Raw genomic sequence first — 25,737 nt, forward strand, 5'->3', positions numbered from 1 at the left:
TCCGAGTCGTCGCACCGGGGCGGTGATCCGCGCGGGTACGAGCTCTGCCGACGATGCCGCACGCCTTCCCGGCGGGCGGAACCCGCGCAGCCGACACGCTGTGGCAGCCGGTCCGATTCATCGTGGCGGCCTAGAGCACCTGCCCGCGGGCCGTGCGAGAGCCGTCCAGAACGGCGGAAGCCCCCGCACGGGAGTGGGCGGGGGCTTCGGCTTCGGCTTCGGGGGAGCCGGTCAGGTGTCGCGGCGCTTCATGGAGTCCCGCGTTTCCTGGGCGCGGTCGCGGGCGTCGACCATGGCCTTCTTGGCCTCGCCCTTCGCCTGGTCCACCTTGCCCTCGGCCTGCTTGCCACGGTCACCCGTGACCTTGCCGGTCATCTCCTTGGCCTTGCCCTTCATCTTGTCCATGCCGCCCTTGTCAGCCATGACCACTCCTTTGTCGTTACAGCGCCCACCGGTCTCACGCACGGTGTCGGCCTCTGCGTTCAACGTAAGCGGGACATGGAGACCCCGCCCGTCCAGCCGTCACACACGGTCACCACGGGTCGAGTCAGTCCAGGCAGAATTCGTTGCCCTCGGGGTCGGTCATCACGATGAAGCCCGCGCTCATCGGGGGAGCGGGCTCGTCGCGGCGCACCCGCTTCGCCCCCAGCGCGACGAGGCGGTCGCACTCGGCCTCAAGGGCGGCCATGCGCTCCTCTCCCTCAAGTCCGGGAGCCGCACGGACGTCGAGATGGACGCGGTTCTTGGCGACCTTGTCCTCCGGGACCTGCTGGAAGAACACGCGTGGGCCCTGCCCTGCCGGGTCCTCGATGGCCGACTTCGAGTTGCGCTGGTCCTCCGGTACGCCGATCCGCGCGAGGAAGTCGTCCCACGCCGCGAGCGCGTCGGCGCCCTCCGGCAGGTCCACCCCGGGCGGGCCCGGGTGGACGTAGCCCAACACGTCGCGCCAGAAGGACGACAGCGCCCGCGGGTCATGCGCGTCGAAGGTGACTTGGATGTGGCGGCTCATGGGATTGCTCCGTTCGTGGCGGGATTCAGGTAGGGGCATTTCTTGCCGATCGGCGCACGCTGCCCAGCGTCTCCGAGGCGCCGCGCGGGCGCACGCTCGGTTGCGTTCATGCATCCACCGTGACACCCATGGCGGACAGGATCGGTCCGCCAGTTCTGGCAGGCTGAGCGGCATGGACGGGGCACGCGATGACGAACTGGGTACGACGGAGCGGGTGCTCACCCTGCTCGGGCTGCTGCAGCGACGCCGGGTATGGACCGGCCCCGAACTCGCCGACCGGCTCCGGGTCACGCCGCGCACCGTACGGCGTGACGTCGATCGGCTGCGCACGCTCGGCTATCCGGTGCACGCGGGCCAGGGCGTCGGCGGTGGCTACCGGCTCGGCGCGGGGCGGGATCTGCCGCCGCTGCTCCTCGACGACCAGGAGGCGATCGCCACCGCGGTCTCGCTGCTCGCGGGTGCGGGAGGTGCGGTGGCCGGGGCAGGTGACGCCGCACTCCAGGCGCTGACCAAGCTCGACCAGGTGCTGCCCGCGCGGCTGCGGCACGAGGTGCGCGCGCTCTCCGACTCGGTGGAGTTCTTCGGCGGAGGCCGCGCGCCCGTCGACCCCGAGGTGCTCATGACGCTGGCCAGAGCCTGCCGCGACGAGGTCGAGGCCGGTTTCGACTACCCCTCAAGGGGCGAGGTGCGACGGAGGCGGGTCGAGCCCTACCGTCTGGTCGCCTCCGACCGGCGCTGGTATCTCCTCGCCTACGACCTCGATCGCGACGACTGGCGCAGCTTCCGCGTCGACCGGATGACCGACGCGTCCGCACGGACCTTCCGCTTCCGCCCGCGCGCCGCGCCCGACGCGGCGGCGTACGTACAGGAGGGGGTGGCGAGCCGGGTCTACTCGCACCGGGCGCGTTTCCTCGTGCACGCGCCCGCCGACACGGTGCGCGCGCAGATCCCGGCGTCGGCGGCGGTCGTACGACCGCGGGGGAGCGACCTCTGTGAGGTGCTCAGCGGGGCCGAGCGCCTGGACGCCGTGCTCATGCACATGCTCCTGCTGGGGCACGACTTCGAGGTGCTCGACCCTCCGGAGCTCGGCGATCGGTGCCGCGCCCTGGCGGAGAGACTGCTGTCGGCCGGAGCGACGGCCCCTGCGCCGCCGGACCCCGAGAAGCCCTGAACCGCGCTCACTTGGGCGCCGCACCACCAGTCTGTGACGTCGAGCTCTCGGCAGCCGGTGAACGCAACTCCCGTCGCACCCGTATCTAGGACCGGACATGTCCCCGGCTCCGGCCGGTGACCGCATTCGGTATCCCCCACAGGAGGCGACGAGTTGAGGCACAAGCGAATACCCAAGCGAAAGGCTGTGCTGGCAGGGGCCGCGGCGTTGGGCATGGTCGCGACGGCCGTCCTGCTGCAGCAGGCCAACGCCTCGCAGTCCGGGTCGCGGACCGCTGAAGGGGCCGCCGCCAAGAGGCTCAGCGCGGCGTCGGCGACGAAGCTGGTCGAGCCGTTGGCCTCGGAGCTCGGCGACGCCTACGCCGGGGCGTACTACGACGAGGCGAAGCAGCAGCTCGTCGTCAACGTCGTGGGTGACGACAACGCGGTGAACGTCCAGGTGAAGAAGGCTGGAGCGGTGGCGCGGAGCGTCGACAACAGTGCGGGCGAACTGGGCTCCGCCACTCGGACGTTGGCGAGTCGCGCCACCATGGCGGGAACCGCGTGGGCCACGGACCCCAGGACCAACCAGATCGTGGTCACGGCCGACCGCACGGTCACCGGCGAACGCTGGGACAAGCTCGAGGCGACCGTCGACTCACTCGGCTCGGGAATGGCCCGCATCCAGAAGTCCGCGGGAGAGTTCAAGCCCTTCGCCGCGGGCGGTGACGCCATCTTCGGCGGCGGCGCACGCTGCTCGCTCGGCTTCAACGTGACGACCGAGGACGGAAGCCCCGGCTTCCTCACCGCGGGCCACTGCGGGGTGGCCACCGACAGCTGGTCGGACGCCCAGGACGGCGCGGCCATCGGCACCGTCCAGGCCGCGACGTTCCCGGGGGACGGCGACTTCGCCCTCGTCACGTACGACGATCCGGCGACGGAGGCCCCGAGCACGGTCAACACGGGCGACGGCCAGAGCACGGAGATCGTGCAGGCCGCAGAGGCGGCGGTCGGCCAGGAGGTGTCCCGCATGGGCAGCACCACCGGGCTTCAATCCGGCGCCGTGACCGGCCTCAACGCCACGGTGAACTACCCGGAAGGCACCGTCAGCGGGCTCATCCAGACCGATGTCTGTGCCGAACCTGGCGACAGCGGGGGCTCGTTGTTCACCGCCGACGGAAGCGCGATCGGCCTCACGTCGGGCGGCAGTGGCGACTGCACGGCGGGCGGCGAGACCTTCTTCCAGCCAGTGACCACCGCACTGGCGGCGGTCGGCGCGGAGATCGGCGCCGGCGGCAACTGAGGTCCGCGCGGAGTTGTGTGCGGCGCCGCGGTGGACGCCTGCCGGTGATCACTCCGCGGCGCCGGTCAGCTGCCGGGAGAAATCAGCTGCCGGGGAAAAGAGGAGCCCACGGCAGGGCTGTGCGCCATGAAGGGCCGTCGCGCATCCAGTCCGCGATGACATCGGCGACCGGCTGTACCCCGATCACATCGCCCCGCGAGGGGACGTGAGCCTGGAAGTGCATTTCGTCGCCGCCCTCCCGGTACTCGACCTGATGGCTGATGTCCTCGTTGAGGTACACCTGCATGAAGTGCTGGCCGTCCGGCTGCCGGTCGGTGCGTTCGACGATGACGAACGGGTGGCTGAGGTTCATGTCGGCGAGCAGGTCGTGCACTTCGTCGTCGGTGGGGTCGTCGATCGACTTCCCGCCGGCTTCACTCGCACGGAACAACGGCTTGGTCATGCGATCAACTGTACGTGCCGGTGTACGTGCCGGGTGGTGGGCGCCAGGGTGACCCAACGCCCGCCCCGGGCACACCAGTTCGCCGTCACGCGGGCACCCAGCTTCCGTGGAAGCCCAGCGGCACCCGGCCCGGCAGATGGATGCGGGCCAGTCGGGGTCGTTCACGTAGGCGAGGACGTAGCCGTCGTCGTTCCGCGCGCCCCGGCGCGGCACGAACACCGGCTCGCTCGCCGCCGCGCCCTTCGGGAAGCGGACGACCTGCTTGCTGTCGCGCAACATGTCATGTTTCACGAGGCAGTTGGTGAACTTGTCGTCAGGCACAACCCCGTCGACCGTCTCGTACGCGCGCCACATCTCCGCCGCGCTCGCCGTGTACCCGAAGCGGTGCCTGCGGGAGACGAGGGATTCGTTGACGCGAGGGAACTCCTGCGGCAGATCGTCGATGCGGGTGCTGCCGACCCAGCCGCGTGGAACGGGGCCGGCATGCCGGTGTACTCCACCACCACCGAGTCGCCCTGGTCGTACGCGTTCAGGGTGTGCGAGAAGTAGACCGGGTCGATCTCGAACCAGCGGGTGGCGCCTCCGGCCCGCGGCATGACGCCGACGCGCATGGGGTGGTGGTCGTTCCAGATGTACGGCACCGTCGCCCCCGCCTCGGCGGCCGCCGCGTCGAACGTGATCGGGACGTCCACGATCACCACGTACTTCTGGGTGAGGGCGAAGTCGTGCATCATCGGCGCGTCCGTCACCGGAATCCTCCGCCGCCGCGTCGTACTTGGTGTGCGCGGTGAACGCGCCCCGCAGCGTGGAGCGGAAGTCGTACGGGCGCACCGTGCCGAGCTCCCCGTCCAGCTCGTACGGCAGTGGCCCGCCCTCCTGGAGCGCCAAGATCCGCCCCGGTACCTCTCGCCCAGCTTCTTCGCCACCTGCGAGGAACGCACCCACCGGTTGCGGTACCACTCGGCGCGTCCGCCGCGCAGCCGTACTCCGTGCACGATGCCGTCGTCCAGCATCAGGAACGGGAGCGACTTTTTGCCCCGCACGCCCTGGCCACCGACCCGGCCGCTCTGCGCGGCGTGCGCCGCCTGTGCCGCCGAGTCCGTAACCGCCGACCACGCTGCCCGCAGCCGCGAGCGCCGTCCCTTGGAGAATCCTCCGCCGCGTATGACTGGCCATCACGTCTCCCCGTTCCTGTCGGTGCCCGGCGGGGGACCGCCGGACTGTTCGCTGGTGACGGGAACAAGCCTGCGCCGATGGGGGCCGCGGGTCAGGAGGTCTGAGGCCCGGACCAGGGGTGGTGTTGAAGCCACCTCTCTTGCCCTGCGTGTCAGTCGACCGGCCTGCCGGGCTGATCGTGCGTGGAGCAGTGGATGCCGCCGCCACCGGAGGCGATGGCGTCGATCCGGACCGGCACGATGTCGCGCTGGGGGAAGTGCTCCCGCAGGATGCTCCGGGCGCGGCTGTCGGCCTTCCGGTCCCCGAACCTGGGCATGAACACGGAGTCGTTGGCGACGTAGAAATTGGCGTACGTCGACACGAAGTCGTCGCCCTCACCGGTGATCCTGTCCAGGTCGGGCTGCGGCAGATCGATGACCTCGAAGGACCGCCCCCTGGCATCCGTGGCCTTGCTGAGCACGGCCTTCGCCTGGTCGGCCGCGCGTGACCAGGAGTCGGCGGGCGTGCCGGGGAAAGCCCGGTCGAGGAGCACCACACCGGGCGCGGTGAAGCGCACGAGGCTGTCCACGTGCGCGTCGGTGATGTCCTCGCCACGCACGCCGGCCAGCCAGATCACCTTCTTGATGCCCAGCGTCCGCTTGAGCTCGGCCTCGATCTGGTCCTGGCTCTTTCCGCGGTTGCGGTTGTCGTTGACGATCGAGCTCTCGGTGATGAGGAGAGTGCCCTCGCCGTCGGTCTCGAAGGAGCCGCCCTCGGAGACCAGGGGAGCCTTCCTGCGCGGGATGTCGTACTTCGACAGGAGGGTGCGGCCCACGCGGGCGTCGTTCGTGTGCTCCTGCTTGTCGCCCCACCCGTTGAAGTTGAAGTCGACGCCGACGACACCGCCGTCCTGCTCCACGAACACGGGCACGGTGTCGCGGGCCCACAGATCGTCGACGACCAGCGGGATCACCTCGACGTCGCGCCCGCAGGCCTTCTGGGCGGCCTTCCGCTGTTCGGGCCTGGCCATCATCACGACGTACTCGTACTCCGCGATGGTGCGGGCGACGCGCGCGATGTCCTCGCGGACGTGGGGGAGGTCCTCGCCCCACACCGACTCCAGGGCGGGCCACGACATGAAGGTGCGCGCGTGACTCTCCCACTCGGCACCCATACGCAGCCCCTCACCCGCCGTGTCCTCGTCACCCGCGGTCTTGGCGCTCCCCGCCAGCTCGTCGCCGGGCCCGCACGCCGAGGCTCCGAGGACCGCGGTGCCGATACCGGCGAGCGCGCGGAGGGCCGAGCGGCGAGAGGGGAGAGGCGGGAGGAAGGAGGACGAGGGGGACGAGGGGGACAGGGCGGGCAGGGGGGTCACGGTGAACTCCGATCATCGTGATGGGGATCCAGTTATCCCGCCTCGACTCTGACACGAACTGAAAATTCAGTCAAAGAATGGAGGCATGGGCGCCTTGACCCGTCACGAGTACGGCCGAAGGGCCGGGTAGGGTTCGGATCCATGGCGCCCCGCACTACTCAGATCCTCGAAGCGGCCGCACGGCTCATCGCCCGTCGCGGCGTCCGCGGCCTGCGGGTCGAAGAGCTCGCCGCGGAGGCGGGCGTCTCGACCGGGTTGATCTACTACCACTTCAAGGACCGCACCGGGATCCTGCGCCACACGCTGGAGTTCATCAACGACCGCGCCGAGCGCTACACCACCAGCCGCGCGGTGGACGCCGAACCGCTGGCTCCGCGCGAGGAGTTGGAGGAGACCCTCCTCCTGGAACTGCAGGAATCCCAGGTGGTCAGGGAGAACAGCACCGCCTGGGGCGAACTGCGGGCGAGCGCCGTCTTCGACGAGGTGCTGCGGGAGGACCTCGCCAGGGCGACCCTGGTGTGGGTGCAGGAGGTGGCGGCCCTCCTCGGCCAGGTACGGCCGACGGCCCCGGCGCCCGCCCTGGCCGCGGCGGCGGAACGGCTCACCGCCCTGCTCGAAGGGCTCAGCATGCGCTGGCTCAGCGGCGGACTGCGGATCGACCACGCGCGCGACCTGATGCGCGGTGCCATCGACGCCGAGCTGGCGCTGCTGCGGGAGCGGTAGATTCTGCGCTACTGAAAATGTAGTCAGAAATCCTGCCTGCCCCAGACCTGCCCGCCCGCCTCAGGCCATGCTTGTCGCGCCGTCCAAGGACTCACGGATGATGTCGGCGTGACCGGAGTGCTGGGCGGTCTCGCTGACGATGTGCATCAGCACCCGGCGGGCCGACCACTGCGCATCGGACTCGAACCACGGGGCCTTCGGCAACGGCCACGCGACGTCCAAGTCGGGCAGATTGGCGACCAGTTGGTCGGTCCGGCGGGCCACCTCGGCGTACTCGGCCAGTACGCCGGTCAGCGTCTCGCCCGGCAGCAGCCGGAACCCGTCGGACCGGCTGGCCCAGTCGGCCTCGGTCATGGATGTGAAGTCCGCCATCGTGGACGGGCCGTTCAGGATGAAGTCCACCCAGGACCGCTCGACCCCGGTGACGTGCTTGATCAGACCGCCGATGCAGAGCTCGCTCGCGGTGGTCCGCAGCCCGGCCTGCTCGTCGGTGAGGTCACGGGCGGTGAAGCGCAGGAATTGCCGCTGATGGGCCAGCGCCTCCAACCATTCGGCACGCTCGCCGGTGGCGGCCGGGGTCTCCGCCGCGTCGGGAGTGGTGTTCAGCTCGTTCGCAGCCATGGTCTCCGCCTTCCGGTGTTCCTGTCCTGCCGGTCAAGGAACACGCTATGAGGCGTGTAGGCCAGATGCTGTCCTATATGGATCTGTGTGGAGCCGAGGACGCAGACGCCTGGCTCGGGCAGGGGCCCTGGACGGTCGTCGACAAGCCGAGGCTCGCGCCCGGCGGTGACGTGCACGACTACCTGGTCGACACCGGGACCGACCGCCAGGAGCTGGAGACGCCTCCCGGCGGCGACCTGTGGGCGCAGCGCCCCCCCCCGCGGCCGAGCAGCTGGACTCGATCGCGGGCTGAGATCGCGGGCTGAGCGGAGGTGCCGGGCAGGGCGTACCTGGGGCTAGCCCCACCCGGAGCCGGGCGGCTAGCAGGATCGTTCCGGGCAGCGGCCTCCGGAAATGCTGGGACCGGCAGATGCCGTTGGTTTTCCGACATTCCGTAGGAGTTGGCTCGTGCGTGAGCAGGTATGGCAGACGTCCCGTTCTTCCCGGCCCCAGAGGGGGCTGCCGCCCAGGCGGCAGAGCGGGCTGCGCGGAGCCGTTCCGGCCGCGGCCGTGGTGGCCGTCGGCGTCATGACGATGGGCGCCCTCGCGCAGCCCGCGGCGTCCGCCGCCCCCAGGCCGGACACCGTGCAGCAGGGTGTGGACTCGCTGGTGCGCTCCGATGGCCTGCCCGCCGCGCTGGCCAGCGCCCAGGACCGCGAGGGCCGCACCCGCACCTACACCGCGGGGGTCGGCGATCTGGCCACGGGCGCGAAGGTGCCCAGAGACGGCCGGGTGCGGATAGGCAGCAACACCAAGACGTTCACCGCAGTGGTCGTGCTGCAACTGGTCGGCGAAGGGAAGATCCGCCTCGACGACCCGGTCGAGACCTACCTCCCGGGTCTCGTACGAGGCGATGGGATCGACGGGCGCCGCATCAAGGTCCGCCAGCTCCTCCAGCAGAACAGCGGACTGCCCAACTACAGCAACTACCTCGGGGACGAGGTCCGTTACTTCGAACCCCGCGAGCTCCTCGACATCGCGCTGCGGCACAAGGCCGACTTCGAGCCCGGGAAGAAGTGGGCGTACAGCAACACGAACTACGTGCTGGCCGGTCTGATCGTCGAGAAGGTCACCGGCCGTCCCCTCTCCGAGGAGATGGACCGGCGCATCATCAAGCGCATCGGGCTGCGCCACACCTACTTCCCCGCCCCCGGCGACGCGACCATCCGAGGCCCCCACCCCCACGGCTACTACCGGGATTCGGCGGACGCGCCTCTGCAGGACGTCACGGAGATCGACCCTTCCTGGGGGTGGGCCGCAGGCGCGTTGGTCTCCACCAACTCCGACCTCAACCGTTTCTACTCCGCGCTCCTGTCCGACCGCGGCCGCCTCCTCGCGCCGGCCCAGCTCGCCGAGATGCGCGGTTCCACCCTCCCCGCCGAGGACACCTTCGGCCCAGGCGCCCGCTACGGCCTGGGAATCGTGAGCAAGCCGCTTCCGTGCGGCGACGGCCTCTACTGGGGCCACGGCGGCAGCTTCCCGGGATACGAGACCCGAGGCGGAGCCACCGACGACGGCCGCGCCGCCAACGTCGCGGTGACCATGCAACTGAACGACGAGGCGGAGAGGGAGCGCGTCGACAAGGTCGTGAACGAGGCCCTCTGCCGCTGAACCAGGGCAGCCTGAGTGGAGGTGGCCGCCCCGCTGTGCCCGTACCGGATCAGGAGCTCGCTCAGCGCGGGGCGGCCACCTCCGGACCTGATCTTCGCGCTGCGCTCCCGGGCGACTCGGGTTAGTTTGACCACGTTTTTCCGACCTACTCCTTCCGTCCCGCTTCGCGTGGGCCGGAAGGGGAGCCCTACTGCGTGTAGGGGGAAGGCAGGCGATGGTCAAGACCCTGAGCGTCCCGCTCGCCGTACTGGAGAGCCACGGCCCGAAGCCGGCCGTCCGCACCCCGCGACGCACCGGAGGCCAAGGCTGGCTGGCCGCCGTTGCGGTGGCCTTCACACTGGCCCAACTGGCCCTCGTACGACCCGGAATGGGGCTCGGATGGGACGAGGCGGTGTACGTCAGCCAGGTCAGCGGCCACGCCCCGGCGGCATTCTTCAGCGCACCCCGTTCCCGCGGCATCTCCCTGCTGGTCGCGCCCATCGCCTCGTGGTCGTCGTCCACCGAACTCCTGCGGATCTATCTGGCTCTGCTGTCCGGCCTCGGCCTCTTCCTTGCGCTGCGCGTGTGGCGCGGTCTCTTCCCCCAACGGGTGGTGGTCCTGGCCGGCGTCCTGTTCGCGACGCTGTGGGTGACCGTCTTCTACGGCCCGGAGGTCATGCCCAACTACTGGGTCGCGATCGGCGCCCTGGCCTGCGTCGGATGCTTCCTGCGCGCCCAGGCCGACCGCCGCGACCGGGCCGCGCTGTGGGGCGCGGGCGCGAGCGCGGCGCTGCTGGCGTGGATGCGGCCCACCGACGCCGTCTGGGTGGTCATCCCGCTGTTCGTCCTGCTGGTGTGCGTCCGCCGGTGGCGGCGACCGCGGCTCCTCGCGGCGCTCGTCGTGGGGCTCGGGACGGGGGCTGTCGGCTGGGTGGCCGAGGCGTACGTCAGCTTCGGCGGCCTGGGCGAGCGCCTGGCCGACGCCTCCCGGATCCAGGGCGGCCTCGGCTGGAACATCGCCGTCCTGGACCAGCTGCGCAGCCTGGGCGGCCAGACCCTGTGCCGCCCGTGCAGCAGTTCGCTCCCGGCCCCTGAGCTGATCGCGTGGTGGTTCGCCCTGCCGCTGCTCGCCGCCCTGGGGCTTGCCGTCGCGGTCAGGGGCCGGCGCACCGCGCGCACGCTCCTGCCGCTGGCCTGCGCCGCGACGGCGAGCGTCCCGTACCTGTTCATGATCGGTTACGCCGCGCCGCGCTTTCTGCTGCCGTTCTACGCGCTGCTGGCCATCCCGGTCGCCGACGCCCTCATTCACCTGGTCACCAGCGTGCGCCATGAGTGGCGGCCGGTGGCGCTGACGATGGCGGCGCTTGCCTTCGCCGGGCATGTGGCCGTGCAGTACGCGGTACTTGAGGACACCGTGGCCCGCTCCACCGCCGGCCGGCAGGAGTGGGCCCGCACGGCAGCCGAGCTTCACCGACTCGGCGTACGGCCGCCCTGTGTGCTCAACGGACACGAGGCGCTCCCGATCGCCTTCTACGCCGGGTGCTCCTCCGCGCAGACCCAGGGGCACAACGCAAGCACCACCAGGGTGGACCTCCTGCGGACGGCACAGCGCACGCCGACGGCCACGCTCGCCACGGCGGAGGACGGGCCGCCCGGGTACGTGCGCGGCTGGGCGTCCCATCGGTTCGGTGACCTGAGCATCTATCTGGGTCCCGCGGTGCCGGCAGGCAATCGGGGGTGACGTCAGCCGGGCACCTGACTCCCACAGGGGCATATGCGCTCTTTTTGGCATATCAACTGTTTGCGCCTCGTGGTGTCGGGTACCCCGGGATGGGGCCGGAACGCGACGTTCCGCCCTGTGGATCAGTTGCCCTCACTCGTCGCTCTGGAGAGTTCATGTCGGATCAGCGCAAGAGTTCGTTCGCGACCGTGAGCCCGTACACGGGGGAGACCCTCGTCGAGTTCCCGGTCATCGAGGGCGAAGAGGTCGATGCCACGCTTGAGACCGCGGGCCACGCGTTCGACGCCTGGCGGAAGCGCCCGATCGAGGAGCGCGCGGCCGTCGTCGGACGCGCGGCCGACCTGATGAAGGAACGCAAGGAAGAGCTGGCTCACCTCATCACCCTGGAGATGGGCAAGCTCATCTCGGAAGCGCGCGGAGAGGTGGACCTCGCCGCGTCGATCCTGGAGTACTACGCGCGGCACGGCCCGGACTTCGCCGCGCCCGAGCCGCTGGACTTCGAGGGGGAGGGAGAGGCGTACCTCGTCAACGAGCCCCTCGGCGTTCTGCTGGGCGTCATGCCGTGGAACTTCCCGCTCTACCAGGTGGTCCGTTTCGCCGGGCCGAACCTGGTGCTCGGCAACACCGTGCTGGTCAAGCACGCAGGCATCTGCCCGCAGTCCGCACTCGCCCTGGAGACCCTCTTCCGCGACGCCCAGGCCCCCGAAGGCGTCTACAGGAACCTCTTCGTGAGCCACGAGGAGATCTCGCGCATCATCGACAGCCCGGTGGTCCGCGGAGCCTCCCTGACCGGCAGCGAGGGAGCTGGGGCCAAGGTCGCCGAACGGGCCGGGCGGAACATGAAACCCAGCCTGCTGGAGCTCGGCGGCAGCGACGTCTTCATCGTTCTCGACGGCGAGAACCTCGATCGCACGATCGGGGCCGCGGTGGCGGGCCGGATGGCGAACACCGGTCAGAGCTGCGTGGCCTCGAAGCGGTTCATCGTGATGGACGACGTGTACGACGACTTCGTCGACGGGCTGCGTCGCAAGTTCGAGGCGCTGCGGCCGGGCGACCCCGCGGACGAGGCGACCACCCTGGGCCCGCTCTCCTCCGAGCAGGCGGCCTCGGACCTGGCCGACCAGATCCGCGAGACGGTGGACCAGGGCGCGGAACTTGTCACCGGTGGCCACCGCATCGACCGCCCCGGCGCCTTCGTCGAAGCGACGATCATCACTGGCGTCAAGCCGGGGATGCGCGCCTACGCCGAGGAGCTCTTCGGGCCCGCAGCCGTCATCTACCGCGTCGCCGACGAGGACGAGGCCGTCGCCCTCGCCAACGACAGCCAGTACGGCCTCGGCGGGTCCGTGTTCTGCGCGGACGTGGAGCGGGGCCGCCGGGTGGCGGAGCGCGTGGAGACCGGCATGGTCTGGGTGAACCACCCCACCTCGACCCAGCCCGACCTGCCGTTCGGCGGAATCAAGCGCTCCGGCTACGGGCGCGAGCTCTCAGAGCTCGGCATGCGGGAATTCGTGAACCGCAAGCTCGTCCGCATCCTGCCGCCCGACGCGGAGCTGAGCGGAATCGCCGGCTGAACGCCCGCACGTCCCGCACGTCCTGCACGTCCGCGGTGGGACAAGCCCTGACCACCAGCAATGCACCACCAGCAGTACACCACCAGCAATACAAGGAGCCATCGTGACCGCAGTACCCGACATCACCCTCAACAACGCGGTGCAGATCCCCCAGCTCGGCTTCGGCACCTTCCAGATCGAGCCGGAGGAGACCAGGGAGACGACGCTGGCCGCGCTGGAAGCCGGCTACCGGCACATCGACACGGCCGAGATGTACGGCAACGAGAAGGAGGTCGGCCAGGCGGTCCGTGACTCCGGCATCGACCGCGCCGACATCTTCGTGACCAGCAAGCTCAACAACGACGCCCACGCGCACGACGACGCCCTCAAGGCGTTCGACCGCACCATGGACGACCTGGGCCTCGACTACCTGGACCTCTTCCTCATCCACTGGCCGCTGCCCGGCAAGGGTGACTTCGTGGAGACCTGGAAGGCCCTGGAGGAGATCTACCGCTCAGGGCGGTCCAAGGCCATCGGAGTCTCCAACTTCCAGCCCCACCACCTGCGCAGGCTGCTGCAGGACAGCGACGTGGTGCCCGCGGTCAACCAGATCGAGGTGCACCCCTACCTCACCCAGGACGACGTCAGGGCCTTCGGCGCCGAGCACGACATCGCCACCGAGGCCTGGTCGCCCATCGCCCAGGGCAAGGTGCTCGACGACCCCACCATCAACCGCATCGCACAGCGGGTGGGCAAGACGCCGGCCCAGGTGACCCTGCGCTGGCACATCCAGCGCGGAGACATCGTCTTCCCCAAGTCGGCGACCCAGAAGCGCATCGAGGAGAACTTCGACCTCTTCGACTTCGAGCTCAGCGAGGGCGACATCGGTGAGATCTCCGCGCTGAACCGCGACGAGCGGACCGGCCCGGACCCGGACCGGTTCAACGGCTGACCGCTTCAGCAGCTGAGGGCCGTCTCACTCCGTCGAGGGGAAGGCCTGTTCGGTCCAGATGGTCTTGCCGGAGCGGGTGTAGCGCGTTCCCCACCTCTGGACGAGCTGCGCGACGATGAACAGTCCGCGCCCGCCTTCGTCGTCCTCGCCGCTGTGGCGCAGGTGCGGTGAGGTGTGGCCCCTGTCCGCCACCTCGCACAGGAGGGTGCGGTCACGGATGAGGCGTACCTGGATCGGTCCTTCGGCGTATCGGACCGCGTTGGTCACCAGCTCGCTGACGACGAGTTCGGTCGCGAACGTCAGCTCCTCCAGCCCCCATCGGTGCAGCTGCTGGGTGGCCAGATCCCGGGCGCGGCCCACGGCGACGGGTTCCGCGGGCAGCTCCCATTCGGTGACCCGTGAGGCGTCGAGTTCGCGGGTGCGGACGAGCAGCAGGGCGGTGTCGTCGGCCGTCGAGCCGCTGGGCAGGAGTTCCGCCACGGCCCGGTCGCAGAGTTCTTCGAGCGACGCGTGCCGGTCGCTGAGCACCCGTGCCAAGGTGTCGAGTCCGTGGTCGATGTCGCGGTCGCGCGCCTCGACCAGGCCGTCGGTGAAGAGAGCAAGCAGGCTGCCCACCGGCAGCTCGATCTCCATCGACTCGAACGGCAGGCCGCCCAGGCCCAGGGGCGGCCCCGCCGGCAGGTCGGGGAAGGTCGGCCGGCCGTCCGCGGCGACGACCGCAGGCGGCAGGTGACCGGCCCTGGCCATGACGCAGCGCCGGGACACCGGGTCGTAGACCGCGTAGAGACAGGTCGCCCCGGTGGTCACATCGGCGTAGGTCCCATCCGGTGTTCCCAGCTCGCTGCGCTGCTCCTCCGCCGACTGCGCCACCAGATCGTCGAGCCGCGAGAGGAGCTCGACGGGATCCATGTCCATCTGGGCGAACGCGCGTACGGTCGTGCGCAGTCGGCCCATGGTGGCGGCCGCCTGCAGACCGTGGCCGACCACGTCCCCGACCACGAGCCCGACCCGGGTGCCGGACAGGGGGATGACGTCGAACCAGTCACCGCCGACGCCTGTCTCGTCGTCCGTGGGCAGGTAGCGGTGGGCCAGCTCGACCGCTGACTGCTCCGGCACGTGCTGCGGCAGCAACTGGCGCTGGAGAGCGAGCGAGGCGGTGCGCTCACGGGTGAAGCGGCGGGCGTTGTCGATGGATACGGCCGTACGGGCGACCAACTCGTCGGCAAGTGCCACTTCGCCGCTGTCGAAGGTGGCCGAACCGGCGCCGTCACGGATGAAGGTGACGAGTCCCAGGGTGCTGTTCCCGGCCCGCAGCGGCACGACCAGGGTCGTGTCGTCGAGCACGAGCCCGCCGGAGGAGAGGCTGCGATATTGCGGCGAACCGGGCGGGTACTCCACACGTGAATGGTTCACCGGGGGAGCCGGGGGAGGGGGCGTGGCGTCCTGCCCCGGACTCTCCTGCGCGGCCTTCTCGGCCGAGCAGCGGGCGACCCGCACCAGAGACGTCGCCGCCGCGCGGCTGGTGGCCGGAACCTCGCCTTCCAGCACCCCTTGCGCAAGGTCGACCGTCACCGCGGTGGCGAACTCCGGTACCGCCACCTCGGTGATCTTCTCGGCGGTGACCCGCACGTCGAGTGCGGTCCCGATTCCGCGGCCCGCCTCGACGAGCAGGGCAAGACGCCGCTGGGCCTTGTAGCGATCGGAGATGTCGAACGCGTCCTCGCAGACTCCGATGACGCGTCCGTCGGCGTCCTGGAGCCGGTAGTAGGCGCAGGACCAGAGGTGGACCGTATCCGGGTCGCTGGGGGGCCGGCCCTCGAAGTGCAGGTCCAGGAACGGTTCTCCGGTGTCCAGTACGTGACGCATGACTGCTTCGAGCGTGGGCGGGTGCCCCTTCGTCACGAATTTCCCGTCGGAGTACAGTTCATCGGCCCGACGGCCCCGGAACTCGGCGAACGGCCGTCCGATCTCTCGTTCGAATGCCGTGTTGCACCAGGTCAGCCGCAGGTCGTCGTCGTAGATGCCCAGGCCGACGGGTGACTGGGTGGCAAGGCCGTGCAGCAGGGCAAGGCGGGATTCCCACTGCTGGAGATCCTTCAGCTCGGTCGCGACGAGGACGCGCGACGCCGTGCCAGTGCCCGGCAGGGCGCACACCGCGGTGGCGACGATCAGCTCATGCCCGTCCCGGTGCCGGGCGACACGGATCTCGTTGCCCCGGAACTCGGGAGGTAGAGGCAGAACAGGGGGCTTCGGGCCGGGTGACAGGAACGTGGCAAGGGGCCGGCCGACGATCTCCTGCGGCGGGTAGCCGAGGAGCCGCTCAGCGGCGGGGCTCCATCCGATGACCGTGTCCTGGGCGTCGACGACCGCCGTGGCCGCCCTGGTGACATCGAGGGGACCACGAAAGTCAGCACCTTGCTCCGCGTTCCACGCCGTCATGGCACCACACCAGCCCCGTTCATCCCCTACAGAATCCGCTGTCCTCGGGGCAGGCACAACCGCGGTACACCCACTCAACGGAATCGTGGCGGCGCGACGGGCCGTGTCGTGCCGGGGTTCAGCCGCGGGGCGGGCCGATGTTCCGCAGCCACTCCTGGACGTCGGCATCCGCCTTTCGGACCACTCGCCGCGGATCCCTCCCTGCGGGAGGCCGACCTCTTGACCTCGGTTGGCCGCAGCCATTAGTTTTCGATGGCTGTCGATCTGTCACGACCGAAAGGGGGCGACCAGCGGATGAACACCAGCTCTGATCTTGGCCGCCTCGCCCAGCGCACGGTCTGGGTTCCGGGTCGGATCGCGCACGGCTGCTGACCCGTCGCTCTGAACGGCTGCTGAGCCCGCCGTTCTGATGTGCCCGTCGCCCGTCGCCCGTCCGCGGCACATGTGCGCCCGCACGGCCGCGGCACATTCCGGGTTTCCCGTCACCACCCCTCGTCACCATCTCCTGGCACGTAACTGTTCCGTGCCGTTTTGCGCCCGCTTCTCTCACTGGCGCCTCTGAACACAGAAAGCTGCCTGAAATTGGCGAACATGAAGAATCGACCCATCGCGTACCGAAAAGAAGGCCTGGCATGGTAGCGGCGCGGATCACAGTCAACGGCAAAGAAGCACCGATCTCACCGGCTGCACCCCACACCACAACGCTGGACTTTCTGCGCGAGCGTGGTCTCACCGGCACCAAGGAGGGCTGTGCCGAAGGTGAATGCGGCGCGTGTTCGGTCCTGGTGGCCCGTCCCGGGGTGAACAAGCCCACCGACTGGGTGGCGGTCAACGCCTGCCTGGTCCCGGCCGCGGCCCTCGACGGTCAGGAGATCATCACCGCTGAAGGGCTCGCCACCGCCGGCGAACCCGGCACGCCGCCCACGCTGCACCCGGTGCAGGAGGAGATGGCGGTCCGCGGCGGCTCCCAATGCGGTTACTGCACACCGGGATTCATCTGCAGCATGGCCGCCGAGTACTACCGGCCTGACCGCTGCGCGCACGCGGAACCGGCCGAAAGCACCGCCTCGACTCAAAGCACTGACGCCGAGCACGGACCGAACGGCTTCGATCTGCACGCGCTGAGCGGAAACCTGTGCCGCTGCACCGGCTATCGCCCGATTCGCGATGCCGCGTTCGCCGTCGGCACGCCCACCGACGAGGACCTGCTGGCGCGGCGTCGCGAGCAGTCCCCGCCCGCACCGGTCGCCACCGAATACACCCAGGGCGACACGACGTTCCTGCGGCCGAGCACCCTGGCAGAAGTACTGCGCCTGCTGCGCGAACGGCCCGACGCGGTGGTGGTCGCCGGAAGCACCGACTGGGGCGTGGAGGTGAACATCCGTTCCCGGCGGGAGAATTGCGTGATCGCTGTCGACCGGCTGCCCGAACTGCGGGAACTGCGGGTCGAATCCGACCACATCGAGATCGGGGCGGCGCTGACGCTCACCGAGATCGAACGCCGCCTGAACGGCGAAGTCCCGCTGCTGGCCGAGCTGTTCCCGCAGTTCGCGTCCCGGCTGATTCGCAACAGCGCGACCCTCGGCGGCAATCTCGGTACCGGCTCACCGATCGGTGACAGCCCGCCGGTGCTGCTCGCCCTTGAGGCGTCGGTGCTGCTCGCCGACGCCGACGGTGAGCGCGAGGTCCCCCTGTCCGACTACTTCACCGGCTACCGGCAGAGCGTGCGCCGCCCCGGCGAGTTGATCCGCGCGGTGCGCGTCCCGCTGCCGCTGTCGCCGGTCGTGGGCTTCCACAAGATCGCCAAGCGTCGCTTCGACGACATCTCCAGCGTGGCGGTCGCCTTCGCTCTCGACATCGAGGACGGAATCGTCCGCAAGGCACGGATCGGCCTGGGCGGTGTGGCCGCCACCCCGATCCGCTCCCTCGCCACCGAGGCGGCCCTGGAGGGCAAGCCATGGGCGACGGAGACCGTCGAGGCCGCTGCCCGGGTGCTGCGGGGCGAGGGCACACCGATGAGCGATCATCGCGCCAGCTCCCTCTACCGTTCCGCGATGCTCGGCCAGAGCCTCCTGAAGCTGTACGCGCAGACCACCGAGGCGGTTTCCTCATGAGCCATCTGTCCCAGCGCCCCGAAAAGCCCGTCGTCGGCCTATCGATGCCGCACGAGAGTGCCTTCCAGCACGTCACGGGCACCGCGCTCTACACCGACGACCTGGTTCAGCGGACGAAGGATGTGCTGCACGCGTATCCGGTCCAGGTCATGAAGGCCTGCGGCAGGATCACCGCGCTGCGCACCGAGCCCGCGCTCGCCGTGCCCGGAGTGGTCCGCGTGCTGACCGGAGCCGACGTACCCGGCGTGAACGACGCGGGCATGAAGCACGACGAGCCGCTGTTCCCCGACGAGGTCATGTTCTACGGCCACGCTGTCGCGTGGGTGCTCGGCGAGACACTTGAGGCGGCCCGGCTCGGTGCGGAAGCCGTCGAGGTGGACATCGACGAACGGCCTTCCCTGGTCACGTTGCAGGACGCGATCGCGGCCGAGAGTTTTCACGGAGCTCAGCCCGTGATGCTGACCGGTGACGTCGACGCGGGCTTCGCCGACTCCGCGCACGTGTTCAGCGGCGAGTTCCAGTTCTCCGATCAGGAACACTTCTACCTCGAGACGCACGCGGCGCTGGCCCATCTCGACGAGGCGGAGCAGGTGTTCGTCCAGAGCAGCACCCAGCATCCTTCGGAGACCCAGGAGATCGTCGCGCACGTACTCGGGCTGCACAGCCACGAGGTGACGGTGCAATGCCTGCGTATGGGTGGCGGCTTCGGCGGCAAGGAGATGCAGCCGCACGGGTTCGCGGCCATCGCCGCGCTCGGCGCCAAGCTGACGGGCCGGCCGGTCCGGCTGCGGCTCAACCGGACGCAGGACCTGACCATGTCCGGCAAGCGCCATGGTTTCCATGCCAGTTGGAAGATCGGCTTCGACGCCGACGGACGCATCCGGGCCCTCGCCGCGACCTTGACCGCGGACGGCGGCTGGAGCCTTGACCTCTCCGAGCCGGTGGTGGCGCGTGCGCTGTGCCACATCGACAACACCTACTGGATTCCCAACGCGCGCATCGCCGGTCGCATCGCCAAGACCAACAAGGTCTCCAACACCGCCTTCCGCGGCTTCGGCGGACCGCAGGGCATGCTGGTGATCGAGGACATCATGGGCCGATGCGCGCCGCTGCTCGGCCTGGATCCCATGGAGTTGCGGGAGCGCAACTTCTACCAGCAGGGCCAGGCGACGCCGTACGGACAGCAGGTCGTCCAGTACGAGCGGATCGCCGCTGTCTGGCAGAAGGTCCGGGAGAACGCCGGTGTCGCCGATCGCAGGCGCGAGATCGCCGCCTTCAACGCCGCGCACCCGCACACCAAGCGGGCACTTGCGGTCACCGGCGTGAAGTTCGGCATCTCGTTCAATCTCACCGCCTTCAACCAGGGCGGCGCGCTGGTGCTGATCTACAAGGACGGCTCGGTCCTGATCAACCACGGCGGCACCGAGATGGGCCAGGGCCTGCACACCAAGATGCTGCAGGTCGCCGCGACCACACTGGGCATCCCGCTGCACAAGGTCCGGCTGGCCCCGACGCGCACCGACAAGGTCCCCAACACCTCCGCCACCGCCGCGAGTGCCGGGGCGGATCTCAACGGCGCCGCGGTGAAGAACGCCTGCGAGCAGTTGCGCGAGCGGCTGCTCCAAGTGGCCGCCACCCAGCTGGGTTCGAGCGCTGCGGACGTGCGCATCGTCGAGGGCGCCGCCCGCGCCCTGGGCAGCGACAAGGAACTGGCCTGGGACGACCTGGTGCGCACCGCGTACTTCCAGCGGGTGCAGTTGTCGGCGGCCGGTTTCTACCGGACCGAGGGACTGCACTGGGACGCGAAGACGTTCAGGGGCTCGCCGTTCAAGTACTTCTCCCACGGCGCTGCCGCGGCCGAGGTGGAGGTGGACGGTTTCACGGGCGCGTACCGCATTCGGCGGGTGGACCTCGTGCACGACGTCGGCGACAGCCTGTCCCCGATGATCGACATCGGGCAGGTCGAGGGCGGTTTCGTGCAGGGCGCGGGCTGGCTGACACTTGAGGACATGCGTTGGGACGCCAGTGACGGGCCGAACCGCGGCCGCCTCCTCACCCAGGCCGCGAGCACCTACAAGCTGCCGAGCTTCTCGGAGATGCCCGAGGAGTTCAACGTCACGCTCCTTGAGAACGCCACCGAAGAGGGCGCCGTATACGGCTCCAAGGCGGTGGGCGAGCCGCCGCTGATGCTGGCCTTCTCCGTACGGGAAGCCTTGCGGCAGGCAGCGGCCGCGTTCGGGCCGAGCGGGGTCAGCGTCGAGTTGGCATCGCCCGCAACGCCGGAGGCGGTGTTCTGGGCGATAGAGGCGGCTCGCCAAAGTGCTGGTCCCCGGGACGGGTTCGCGCACGACGAGCTTGCCACCAACGGCCACCCCGGCAAGATCCGAACCGACGCGACAGCGTCAGCGCTGAACGGTGCCTGACATGACGTGGGTCGCCGCGGTCGCGCGGCTACGAGCACGCCGGGAGGCCGGGGTGCTCGTGACCGTCGCGACCGTGCGCGGCCATGCCCCGCGCGACGCCGGAGCGAAACTCGTCGTGGGGCAGACCGAGACATGGGGCTCGATCGGGGGCGGCAATGTCGAGGCCGTCGCGATCGATCGGGCCCGGGAGATGATCGCCGCGTCCAAGCCGGAGCCGGAGCTGATCGATTTCGCCCTGAACGACAAGGTGACCAACCAGCACGGCGTCCAGTGCTGCGGCGGCACGGTCTCGGTGCTGCTCGAACCGCTGGCGGTGGTAAGGGCGGTGGCGATCTTCGGAGTAGGGCACGTCGGCCTCGAACTGGCGCGGATCCTGGCACGCCAGGACCTCGACCTCCACCTGGTCGACAGCCGCGCCGACCTCCTCACCGAGCGGCGGCTTGGTGTGCTGGCGGACGCGGCGGGGCAGGTGCACGTGCATCACACGCCGCTGCTGCCCGAGGAGGTCCTCGCGGAACTGCCGCGCGGCACCCACGTCCTGATCATGACCCATGACCACGCCGAGGACGCCGCGCTGTGCGACGCCGCCCTGCGCACCACCCACCTCGGCTCCATCGGGCTGATCGGCTCGGCGGCCAAGTGGGTGCGCTTCCGCAAGCGCCTCGCCACCGAGGGCGGACACGACGAGGCCACCATCGACCGCATCAAGACCCCGATCGGCCTCGCGGACATCACCGGCAAGGAACCCGCGACCATTGCCGTGAGCGTCGCCGCCGATTTGCTGCGCACTTTCGAAACCGAGGGGAACTGAGAAGCTCACTCTCGGGCCCAGTGCGTCCCGTTACGGCTTAGCTGTGCTGCGGGCTCTGGCTGCTCTCTTCTTGCTGGTTCTTCGGGCAGCTCGGGTTGTGGCAGGAACCCGGCTTCCACTGGGGAACGTAAATTCCCATCGTCTTGTGCCGCGTGACTTCCGCGGGCACGGGATTGTGGCAGGCGGGGCAGACGCCATCCGCGGCCTGCGGTGTCTTTGCATGCTCGTCGCTGCGCATATGGCCAGAATAAGATGATTTGCACGAAAATGGGGAGAATTTTACGAAGGTGGAGTGTCCTGGCCTCGGTCCTGGTTCTTGCCCTGCTCCTGAGGTGGGTCGCCCCGCGGCTCTTGTGCCGGGATGGGGCGTCGAATGCTCAGCGTGACGGCCGCCGCAAGGACGGCGACGATGACCGCGAGGCTGATCGGTGAGGGGATCTCCGGGATGCTGCTGCTGATCAGCTTGTGGGACGCCTGAAGGATCAGCTTCACGCCGATGAAGGAGAGGATCAGCGCGAGACCCTTGCTGAGGTAGTGGAACCGATCGAGGAGCCCAGCGAGCAGGAAGTACAGCGCCCGCAGCCCAAGGATGGCGAACGCGTTGCTGGTGTAGACGATGAAGGCGTCGTCGCTGACCGCGAGGACGGCGGGCACACTGTCCACGGCGAAGATCAGGTCGGCTGCCTCGATCGCGGCGACGACCGCGAGCAGAGGCGTGGCGACGCGCTTGCCGGCCTCTCTCACGAAGAACTTCATCCCGGCGTACTCGTCCCTGACCGGCATTACCTTGCGCAGCAGCCGAACGGCGAAGCTCTTGCCCGGGTCGAAGCTCTCCTCTTCCCCTTTGAGGATCTTGTAGGTGCTGTAGAAGAGGACGGCCGCAAAGGCGAAGAGCACCGCGGTGAACCGGCTGACCACGGCCACGCCGGCGGCCAGGAAGATCCCTCGGAACACCAACGCGCCCATGACGCCGAAGAACAGCACACGGTGCTGGTAGGCGCGCGGCACCTTGAAGTAGGCGAAGATCAGCGCGAAGACGAACAGATTGTCGACCGACAGGCTCTTCTCCAGCAGCCACGCGGTGGTGTACTCGACTCCCGGAGTCGTGCCGAGTACGAGGAAGACGACCGCTCCGAAGACGAGGGCGAGACCGATCCACACGCCGCTCCACGCGGCTGCTTCCTTGAACCCGATGACATGCGCCTCCCGGTGCGCCAGCAGGTCAATGGCCAGCGACACGACCACGGTGACGGCGAACGTCGCCCAGAGCCAGAACGGCACATCGAGCACGGGAGACCCCCTGACACGGGCGGGGGTGGGTGGAAGCCTTCCTCTGGAACAATTCTGACCCAGCAGTTCACCCTTGTCGCCCGCACCCGGCCCGCCTCGTCTGTGCCGCCCTCAGTGCGCGGTCCGCTCCGCCGCTTCCCTGGTGATGTCGGCGTAGAGGCGGAAGAGGGCCGGGCTCGATTCGCCCTGTTCTCGTTCGTGCAGGGCCGCCCAGCACCGGGCGATGAGCTCCCGGGCCTGGGTGCCGGGCCAGGGCCGCGGCAGGAGCTGGGGCGGCAACAGAGGGTCGGGCTCGATGGCGCGCGTGAGTTCCGCGGCCAGCTCGACCGCGATGGTGAGGAGCGCGGGCGGCGAGAGTTCGGCAGGCCCCGTGAGCTTGGCGAGGCGGGGCTGTGCGATGCGGCGGAGGCGGTGATAGCGCTCGGCGATCTCTTGCAGGGGCCACAGACGGCGGGCGAGTTCGGCGGGCTCCTGGGTCTCGCCCCTGCGCAGGTCCGTCGTGGTGAGGAGGGTGAGCGCGTCGTGGGCGCCGAGGCGGTGGGCCGCTTCTTCGACGTACGGCTCCCATGTGTTGGCGCAGACGTACAGTCCGCCCTGGAGCGGGGCGCCGCCGAGGTGGACGAGCGTCTCGCGCAGGGAGTCCCGCGCCGTGCGCGCCGACTCGGGCACCGCGAAAGCGGCCAGGTGCCATACGCCGTCCCAGGGCGCGAGGCCGGCGTCCTGGTGGAACGCGTGCCGGAGGAAGTCCGCGTTGGGGGCGAGGGCACGCGTGGTGTCCTCGGTCGCGTGCAGCCGCGCCTTGCGGCCTCGGCCCTCGTGGGTGAACCGTCCTTCGGCCACGAGGCGTTTGACGCACAGCCGCACCTGCTGGTCGCTCATGCCCAGGGTGTTGGCGACGGTGTACAGCTCGTCCGCCGCGACGCTTCCGTCCTCGCGGATCAGCGCGTGGACGAGCATGCGGGTGGGGATCTCGACGTGATCCGGCTCGGCGCTCATAGCTCTGTCATCCCACTCTCTCCGTTCGGTCCATGCGGTCCATCTGGTTCATGCGGTCCTACCGTTCCGACGGCGCGGCGCATGGTGGTCACCGCGCCGAACCCCATCAGGCCGCGCAGGTAGGGCGTCCGCTCGGTCCGCACGGGCGTGAAGCCGCGCCGCTCGTACAGGGCCTTGGCCCGCGGGTTGGTGTCGATCACGTCCAGTCTGATCTCCCGGCAGTCCTTCTCCGCCGCGACGGCGGCGACTTCCTCGAGCAGCAGGCTGCCGACGCCGCGGCCGCGCATGGCCGGGTCCACGGCTATGCCGTCCATGAGGAGCTGGCCGGGGGACGGGCGGCGTTCGAACAGGGCGAGGAGCAGGACTCGGTGCAGTCCTCGCAGGTGCCCGTACGCGCGCAGCACGCTGGCGGCCGATCCTCCGGTGAGGGCCCGGCCGTCGAGCTGGTAGCCGGCCAGGCCGACGAGCTGCCCGTCCAGCAGCGCGCACACCGCGCGATCGGCGTTGAGGTGGGCGGCGAGCAAGGGCACCGCCTTCTCCGGCGGGTTCAGGGCGGGGCCGAGTTTGCGCCCGAAGGCGTCCCAGTACAGCTCGGCCGCCCGCTGTTCCGCCCCGGCCGGAACGCCCCGCCGGACTGTCACCGCCCCGGTGCCGGCGCTTGTCGCGTCCAGTCCCATGCCGTGCCTCCTCATCGCGTCTCTGACCTCGACCCTGACCTCAACCCAAAACTATCATCTTGCCTACGATCGTGGGAGTGCTGATAGTTTCAGTGCTGTACGCAAACCGAGCAGAGGTGGTCAGATGCCCATGTCCCTCAAGATCCAGCCCCGACGACGCGGGCTCCGCACAGCCGCATGGTTACTCGTCACCACCCTGGTCGTGGCCGCAGGCCTCGTCGGTGTGGTGGTGTGGCAGAACTCCTACGACATGAACGAGCGGCGAGTCTCGATCCGCCACGGCGGCCACACCCTCAACGGCGTACTTGCCACTCCCAAGGACGGCCGAAAGCGGCACGGCCTGGTCGTGTACGTCCATGGCGACGGCCCCGTCGACGCCACCCACGAGGACGGCTACAAGCCCATGTGGGAAGCGAATGCCAAGGCCGGGTACGCCTCCCTGTCCTGGGACAAGCCCGGAGTCGCGGGCGCCCCCGGCGACTGGCTCGGACAGTCCATGGACGACCGGGCAGAGGAGACGGCCGCCGCCATCGCCTGGGCGCGTGCCCGCCCGGACATCGACGGCGACCGGATCGGGCTCTGGGGCGCCAGCCAGGCGGGATGGGTCCTGCCGAAGGTCGCCGCCAAGACCTCGGTGAGCTTCGTCATCGCCGTCTCACCCGCGATCAACTGGCGCAGGCAGGGCCGCTACAACCTCCTCGCCGAGCTGCGCGCCGACGGCGCGTCGCCGGCCCGTATCAAGGCGGAGGTCGCCAAGAGCGACTCCACCCGCCGACTCCTCGACCGTCGTGCGACCTTCGAGGAGTACGTCACGGCGATGGGCGGCGACGCGGACGGCATGACCGCAGAGCGCTGGGGCTTCATCTCCAAGAACCACACCGCGGACGCGACGCGGGACCTCCGCTCCCTGCGCGGCGTACCGGTGCTGCTGGAGCTCGCGGGCCATGACGTCAACGTCGACACGGCCGACACGGAGCGCGGCTACCGCAAGGTGCTGGGAGCGGACGGCGCACTGACGGTCGATCGCTACCCGGACGCGACCCACTCCCTCCTCAAGCAGAGCATCGAGCGGTCGGGCCTCAGGACCACGCTCACCGCGCTCTTCTCCCCCCGCTCGCTCTTCGCGGACGGGTTCCTGGACGGCCAACGAGAGTTCCTCAAGGACCCCGGCCTCGGCCGAGGCGCCAACGCCGCTCCATGACACTCCCGCACGGTCGGCCAAGTCGTGCAGCGCGTCCTATGCCGTGATCATGGTTACCGAGTGCTGGATATAAGCGGCAAACCAAGTGAAATGGTTTGGCGCGGGTGTGCGGGGTACCTGGGACGCCCAGTGGT

At 69.7% G+C, this 25,737-nt stretch carries 22 protein-coding genes and 1 pseudogene; 12 read left to right on the top strand and 11 right to left on the bottom strand.

Features of this window, described 5'->3' with window-relative positions; translation table 11 throughout:
• Positions 1–231 precede the first annotated feature (231 nt).
• Together ACWGI2_RS24610 and ACWGI2_RS24615 are read right to left on the bottom strand one after the other, a co-directional pair.
• Entirely contained in the window at positions 232–423 is a 192-nt protein-coding gene (locus ACWGI2_RS24610; RefSeq protein ID WP_453697627.1) for a CsbD family protein, read from the bottom strand.
• Positions 424–547: 124 nt separating this feature from the next.
• On the bottom strand, positions 548–1,009 hold the full coding sequence (locus ACWGI2_RS24615; RefSeq protein ID WP_160502983.1) for a VOC family protein: 462 nt from the start codon (positions 1,007–1,009) through the stop codon (positions 548–550).
• Positions 1,010–1,181: 172 nt separating this feature from the next.
• Here ACWGI2_RS24615 and ACWGI2_RS24620 point away from each other — a divergent pair, with 172 nt between their 5' ends.
• Together ACWGI2_RS24620 and ACWGI2_RS24625 are read left to right on the top strand one after the other, a co-directional pair.
• Complete coding sequence (locus tag ACWGI2_RS24620; protein WP_453697629.1) at positions 1,182–2,180, top strand: helix-turn-helix transcriptional regulator; 999 nt, start codon at positions 1,182–1,184, stop codon at positions 2,178–2,180.
• 213 nt (positions 2,181–2,393) lie between these two features.
• Positions 2,394–3,461 carry a S1 family peptidase gene (locus tag ACWGI2_RS24625; protein WP_453697630.1) on the top strand — a complete coding sequence of 356 codons (1,068 nt, stop codon included), beginning with the start codon at positions 2,394–2,396 and terminating at the stop codon, positions 3,459–3,461.
• Positions 3,462–3,543: 82 nt separating this feature from the next.
• On the opposite strand, the gene ACWGI2_RS24630 is transcribed toward ACWGI2_RS24625, so the two are convergent.
• The 3 genes and pseudogenes from ACWGI2_RS24630 to ACWGI2_RS24640 all read right to left on the bottom strand — a co-directional run bounded on the left by ACWGI2_RS24630 (position 3,544) and on the right by ACWGI2_RS24640 (position 6,424).
• The gene (locus ACWGI2_RS24630) at positions 3,544–3,903 is read right to left on the bottom strand and encodes a hypothetical protein (protein ID WP_453697632.1); all 360 of its coding nucleotides are present in this window, start codon (positions 3,901–3,903) and stop codon (positions 3,544–3,546) included.
• An 85-nt stretch (positions 3,904–3,988) separates the two neighbouring features.
• Positions 3,989–5,079 (bottom strand): annotated as a pseudogene (locus ACWGI2_RS24635) (carotenoid oxygenase family protein).
• Positions 5,080–5,230: 151 nt separating this feature from the next.
• Complete coding sequence (locus tag ACWGI2_RS24640; RefSeq protein WP_453697739.1) at positions 5,231–6,424, bottom strand: agmatine deiminase family protein; 1,194 nt, start codon at positions 6,422–6,424, stop codon at positions 5,231–5,233.
• Positions 6,425–6,574: 150 nt separating this feature from the next.
• Here ACWGI2_RS24640 and ACWGI2_RS24645 point away from each other — a divergent pair, with 150 nt between their 5' ends.
• Positions 6,575–7,156, top strand: coding sequence for a TetR/AcrR family transcriptional regulator (locus ACWGI2_RS24645; protein WP_453697634.1), 582 nt, complete (start codon positions 6,575–6,577; stop codon positions 7,154–7,156).
• Positions 7,157–7,216: 60 nt separating this feature from the next.
• Here the strand turns inward: ACWGI2_RS24645 and ACWGI2_RS24650 are convergent, their stop codons facing one another.
• A complete protein-coding gene (locus ACWGI2_RS24650) occupies positions 7,217–7,777 on the bottom strand; it encodes a DinB family protein (RefSeq protein WP_453697636.1) in 561 nt (186 codons plus the stop codon).
• A 47-nt stretch (positions 7,778–7,824) separates the two neighbouring features.
• Here ACWGI2_RS24650 and ACWGI2_RS24655 point away from each other — a divergent pair, with 47 nt between their 5' ends.
• From ACWGI2_RS24655 to ACWGI2_RS24675, 5 genes are all read left to right on the top strand, one after another.
• Complete coding sequence (locus ACWGI2_RS24655) at positions 7,825–8,082, top strand: hypothetical protein (protein ID WP_453697742.1); 258 nt, start codon at positions 7,825–7,827, stop codon at positions 8,080–8,082.
• Between the two features lie 262 nt (positions 8,083–8,344).
• A complete protein-coding gene (locus ACWGI2_RS24660; RefSeq protein WP_453697740.1) occupies positions 8,345–9,427 on the top strand; it encodes a serine hydrolase domain-containing protein in 1,083 nt (360 codons plus the stop codon).
• Positions 9,428–9,641: 214 nt separating this feature from the next.
• Positions 9,642–11,147 carry a hypothetical protein gene (locus tag ACWGI2_RS24665; RefSeq protein ID WP_453697637.1) on the top strand — a complete coding sequence of 502 codons (1,506 nt, stop codon included), beginning with the start codon at positions 9,642–9,644 and terminating at the stop codon, positions 11,145–11,147.
• 155 nt (positions 11,148–11,302) lie between these two features.
• A complete protein-coding gene (locus ACWGI2_RS24670; protein ID WP_453697638.1) occupies positions 11,303–12,721 on the top strand; it encodes an NAD-dependent succinate-semialdehyde dehydrogenase in 1,419 nt (472 codons plus the stop codon).
• A gap of 103 nt (positions 12,722–12,824) precedes the next feature.
• Positions 12,825–13,652 (top strand): aldo/keto reductase, encoded by an 828-nt coding sequence (locus tag ACWGI2_RS24675; protein ID WP_453396463.1) that lies wholly within the window; start codon positions 12,825–12,827, stop codon positions 13,650–13,652.
• 24 nt (positions 13,653–13,676) lie between these two features.
• Here ACWGI2_RS24675 and ACWGI2_RS24680 read toward each other — a convergent pair whose 3' ends face one another.
• On the bottom strand, positions 13,677–16,091 hold the full coding sequence (locus ACWGI2_RS24680; protein WP_453697639.1) for a SpoIIE family protein phosphatase: 2,415 nt from the start codon (positions 16,089–16,091) through the stop codon (positions 13,677–13,679).
• A 632-nt stretch (positions 16,092–16,723) separates the two neighbouring features.
• On the opposite strand from ACWGI2_RS24680, the gene ACWGI2_RS24685 reads away from it, so the two are divergent.
• The 3 genes from ACWGI2_RS24685 to xdhC are packed head-to-tail and all read left to right on the top strand — an operon-like array spanning position 16,724 to position 21,439.
• Positions 16,724–18,205 (top strand): xanthine dehydrogenase small subunit, encoded by a 1,482-nt coding sequence (locus tag ACWGI2_RS24685; protein WP_453697641.1) that lies wholly within the window; start codon positions 16,724–16,726, stop codon positions 18,203–18,205.
• Complete coding sequence (gene xdhB / locus ACWGI2_RS24690; protein ID WP_453697643.1) at positions 18,202–20,628, top strand: xanthine dehydrogenase molybdopterin binding subunit; 2,427 nt, start codon at positions 18,202–18,204, stop codon at positions 20,626–20,628. Before ACWGI2_RS24685 ends, xdhB begins: the two co-directional genes overlap by 4 nt.
• Position 20,629: 1 nt before the next feature.
• Positions 20,630–21,439 (top strand): xanthine dehydrogenase accessory protein XdhC, encoded by an 810-nt coding sequence (gene xdhC, locus ACWGI2_RS24695; RefSeq protein WP_453697645.1) that lies wholly within the window; start codon positions 20,630–20,632, stop codon positions 21,437–21,439.
• Between the two features lie 37 nt (positions 21,440–21,476).
• Here the strand turns inward: xdhC and ACWGI2_RS24700 are convergent, their stop codons facing one another.
• The 4 genes from ACWGI2_RS24700 to ACWGI2_RS24715 form a co-directional block, all read right to left on the bottom strand.
• Complete coding sequence (locus ACWGI2_RS24700; RefSeq protein ID WP_453396468.1) at positions 21,477–21,677, bottom strand: hypothetical protein; 201 nt, start codon at positions 21,675–21,677, stop codon at positions 21,477–21,479.
• A 41-nt stretch (positions 21,678–21,718) separates the two neighbouring features.
• Complete coding sequence (locus ACWGI2_RS24705) at positions 21,719–22,729, bottom strand: TerC family protein (protein WP_453697647.1); 1,011 nt, start codon at positions 22,727–22,729, stop codon at positions 21,719–21,721.
• Between the two features lie 111 nt (positions 22,730–22,840).
• Entirely contained in the window at positions 22,841–23,725 is an 885-nt protein-coding gene (locus ACWGI2_RS24710; RefSeq protein ID WP_453697649.1) for a PaaX family transcriptional regulator C-terminal domain-containing protein, read from the bottom strand.
• Positions 23,722–24,402, bottom strand: coding sequence for a GNAT family N-acetyltransferase (locus ACWGI2_RS24715; RefSeq protein ID WP_453697650.1), 681 nt, complete (start codon positions 24,400–24,402; stop codon positions 23,722–23,724). The genes ACWGI2_RS24710 and ACWGI2_RS24715 overlap by 4 nt, the downstream gene beginning before the upstream one ends.
• A 130-nt stretch (positions 24,403–24,532) precedes the next feature.
• On the opposite strand from ACWGI2_RS24715, the gene ACWGI2_RS24720 reads away from it, so the two are divergent.
• A complete protein-coding gene (locus tag ACWGI2_RS24720; protein WP_453697652.1) occupies positions 24,533–25,603 on the top strand; it encodes an alpha/beta hydrolase family protein in 1,071 nt (356 codons plus the stop codon).
• Positions 25,604–25,737 lie beyond the last annotated feature (134 nt).

The organism is Streptomyces sp. NPDC054866, from assembly GCF_053610745.1.

Excerpts from the sequence above, each read along its gene's own strand:
- ACWGI2_RS24610 (WP_453697627.1), bottom strand. The coding sequence starts at position 423 with ATGGCTGACAAGGGCGGCATGGACAAGATGAAGGGCAAGGCCAAGGAG.
- ACWGI2_RS24615 (WP_160502983.1), bottom strand. The coding sequence starts at position 1,009 with ATGAGCCGCCACATCCAAGTCACCTTCGACGCGCATGACCCGCGGGCG.
- ACWGI2_RS24620 (WP_453697629.1), top strand. The coding sequence starts at position 1,182 with ATGGACGGGGCACGCGATGACGAACTGGGTACGACGGAGCGGGTGCTC.
- ACWGI2_RS24625 (WP_453697630.1), top strand. The coding sequence starts at position 2,394 with ATGGTCGCGACGGCCGTCCTGCTGCAGCAGGCCAACGCCTCGCAGTCC.
- ACWGI2_RS24630 (WP_453697632.1), bottom strand. The coding sequence starts at position 3,903 with ATGACCAAGCCGTTGTTCCGTGCGAGTGAAGCCGGCGGGAAGTCGATC.
- ACWGI2_RS24645 (WP_453697634.1), top strand. The coding sequence starts at position 6,575 with ATGGCGCCCCGCACTACTCAGATCCTCGAAGCGGCCGCACGGCTCATC.
- ACWGI2_RS24650 (WP_453697636.1), bottom strand. The coding sequence starts at position 7,777 with ATGGCTGCGAACGAGCTGAACACCACTCCCGACGCGGCGGAGACCCCG.
- ACWGI2_RS24655 (WP_453697742.1), top strand. The coding sequence starts at position 7,825 with ATGAGGCGTGTAGGCCAGATGCTGTCCTATATGGATCTGTGTGGAGCC.
- ACWGI2_RS24660 (WP_453697740.1), top strand. The coding sequence starts at position 8,345 with ATGACGATGGGCGCCCTCGCGCAGCCCGCGGCGTCCGCCGCCCCCAGG.
- ACWGI2_RS24665 (WP_453697637.1), top strand. The coding sequence starts at position 9,642 with ATGGTCAAGACCCTGAGCGTCCCGCTCGCCGTACTGGAGAGCCACGGC.
- ACWGI2_RS24670 (WP_453697638.1), top strand. The coding sequence starts at position 11,303 with ATGTCGGATCAGCGCAAGAGTTCGTTCGCGACCGTGAGCCCGTACACG.
- ACWGI2_RS24680 (WP_453697639.1), bottom strand. The coding sequence starts at position 16,091 with ATGACGGCGTGGAACGCGGAGCAAGGTGCTGACTTTCGTGGTCCCCTC.
- ACWGI2_RS24685 (WP_453697641.1), top strand. The coding sequence starts at position 16,724 with ATGGTAGCGGCGCGGATCACAGTCAACGGCAAAGAAGCACCGATCTCA.
- xdhB (WP_453697643.1), top strand. The coding sequence starts at position 18,202 with ATGAGCCATCTGTCCCAGCGCCCCGAAAAGCCCGTCGTCGGCCTATCG.
- xdhC (WP_453697645.1), top strand. The coding sequence starts at position 20,630 with ATGACGTGGGTCGCCGCGGTCGCGCGGCTACGAGCACGCCGGGAGGCC.
- ACWGI2_RS24700 (WP_453396468.1), bottom strand. The coding sequence starts at position 21,677 with ATGCGCAGCGACGAGCATGCAAAGACACCGCAGGCCGCGGATGGCGTC.
- ACWGI2_RS24710 (WP_453697649.1), bottom strand. The coding sequence starts at position 23,725 with ATGAGCGCCGAGCCGGATCACGTCGAGATCCCCACCCGCATGCTCGTC.
- ACWGI2_RS24715 (WP_453697650.1), bottom strand. The coding sequence starts at position 24,402 with ATGGGACTGGACGCGACAAGCGCCGGCACCGGGGCGGTGACAGTCCGG.
- ACWGI2_RS24720 (WP_453697652.1), top strand. The coding sequence starts at position 24,533 with ATGTCCCTCAAGATCCAGCCCCGACGACGCGGGCTCCGCACAGCCGCA.